The organism is Embleya sp. NPDC001921 (assembly GCF_053594475.1).
The window spans coordinates 1-1,832 of sequence record NZ_JBSFEO010000155.1 but is presented as its reverse complement, the minus strand read 5'-3'; the positions used below and the strand labels follow the sequence as shown (position 1 = coordinate 1,832).

Sequence of the window (1,832 nt, the reverse complement as noted above, 5' to 3'; positions counted from 1 at the left end):
GCGCGGACGTCGGCGGTGTCCCAGTCGATGCCGGCGGCTTGGACGCGGTCGGTGATCTCGGCGAGGTGGATGCCGCGTCGGTCGCCGATGGCCCGGCGGATGGCGGTGAGGTCGCGGTGTCGGGCGGCCTCGGGGTCGAGGGGTTCGGCCTTCGGTGTGTCGGTCGCTTCGGTCGCTGCCGGCGGCCCGGCCCACCATGCGGCGGCGAGCCAGGCGGGGGTGGCGATCGCGAGTGCGGTGGGGCCGAGTTGCCAGCCGGACCAGGCGCCGCCGAGGAGGATGCCGCCGCGGGTGGCGATGGCCCGGCGCCGCTCGACGGCACCGGCTGCTTCGGCGGCGACCCAGGTGGTGATGCGGTCGACGAGGGTGTGGTGGCCGTCGACCGCCCGGTGGACGTGTGCCGCGGCGCGGTCGACGGGTCGCATCAGACGGAGCCGACGATGCCGGAGAGGGCGGCGGCTCCGGAGTTGATGATCTGTTGGCAGGAGTTGCCGAGGGCGGTGCCGGAGCCGAGGGCGACGCCGAGGAGGACGGCGACGATGAGGTGGGCCCAACTGGCTTTCTTGTGTTTGGCGTTGTACCAGGTGAGTGCGGAGAGGGCGAGGACGGCGAGGACGTTGACGGTGAGGGCGCCGCCGCCCGCGGTGGGTGTGACGGGGGCGGTGGGTGCTTGGGTGGCGAGCATTTCGCCGGCGAGTGTGTACAGGTGCGGGTGCATGGCGGGTCCTCAGTGGGTGTAGAGCGCGGCGGCGGCTGCGATGGCCGCCCAGAGGCACGCGAGGTTTGCGGCGAGGCGGTAGACGGTGCGCGGGGGCAGGCTCGGCGCGAGGGCCAGGAGGCCGATGAGCCCGAGCCCCGCCGCCAGCACGCCGATGACGGCGGGGTGCATCAGTTGCTGCCGGTGCGAGCGAGGGTGCGGACGACGTCGGCGTCGTAGAGGCGCCAACCCATTTCGTGCTTGGTGGCGATGGGCAGTCGGCCCTCGCGGACCCAGGTGTCGATGGTCGCGCGGTGGACGCCGGTGAGTCCGGCGGCCTGCTTCGCGGTGACGAGGTCGCGCTTCGGCGTGGGCTTCGCGCTCGCGGGTCGCGTCTCGGACTCGGGGGTCGCGTGCTCGGTCGTGTCCTCGGCCCGGGGCGCGACGCTCGGCCGGGGTGTGGCGGCGGCTGGCGGCGCCTTGCGGGGCGGGGCGGGGCGCGGACGCTCGACCTTCGGCGCGCGAGGCTCGCGTGTCGCGCGTTGGTCGAGCCAGGTCTCGATGAGGACGCGCAGCCGCTGGTGGAACATGACCGCGACGAGGTGGGCGCCGAGCGCGATGCAGGCGTTCGGGGCGGCCGCGGCGAGGATCACGTGGGACCAGGTGGTCCATGCGGACTCGGCGGTCACGCCTGCGGCGTCGAGGCCGTGCGCGACGTTGAGCATGGTCGACAGGACGGTGAGTCCGATGACGGTGCCGATGGCGGCGCGGTAGCCGTCGCGGCCGTAGAGGCAGATTGCGGCAATGAGGGCGACGCCGTCGAGGCCGTCGATGCTGAGCGGGTACCAGGGGCTGGCGACTTCGCCGAGGCCGATGCCGGTGGCGGTGTCGCGCAGGGGGACCCAGGAGACGCGCATGCCGACGATGACGGTGCCCGCGAGGAGGAGGGCGACTGCGGCGAAGGCGATGAGGCCGGCGGTGACGTGCCAGCCGGTGACGCGGGGCTCGGGGGTCGCGCCGCAGGGGCGCGGGGGTCGAGCGGTGGGGCGGTTGGGGGGTTCGGGGGTGGCGTGTTCGGGGGTGTTGATCACCCGAGCACGGCCACGTTGGATAACGTGCCGTCCAGCCATCACGA

At 73.9% G+C, this 1,832-nt stretch carries 4 protein-coding genes; all 4 read right to left on the bottom strand.

The annotated features are described in order from the left end of the window. On the bottom strand, positions 1-425 hold a 425-nt coding region (locus ACWCPW_RS51945), incomplete at its 3' end, for a hypothetical protein (RefSeq protein WP_449768679.1). Continuing rightward, positions 425-718, bottom strand: a complete 294-nt coding sequence (locus tag ACWCPW_RS51940; RefSeq protein WP_449768678.1) for a hypothetical protein — start codon at positions 716-718, stop codon at positions 425-427. The genes ACWCPW_RS51945 and ACWCPW_RS51940, both read right to left, overlap by 1 nt. Positions 719-727: 9 nt before the next feature. Further along, positions 728-889, bottom strand: a complete 162-nt coding sequence (locus tag ACWCPW_RS51935) for a hypothetical protein (RefSeq protein WP_449768677.1) — start codon at positions 887-889, stop codon at positions 728-730. Beyond that, positions 889-1,832 (bottom strand): MerR family transcriptional regulator (locus tag ACWCPW_RS51930; RefSeq protein WP_449768676.1); only part of this gene is annotated, 944 nt, incomplete at its 5' end. The genes ACWCPW_RS51935 and ACWCPW_RS51930, both read right to left, overlap by 1 nt.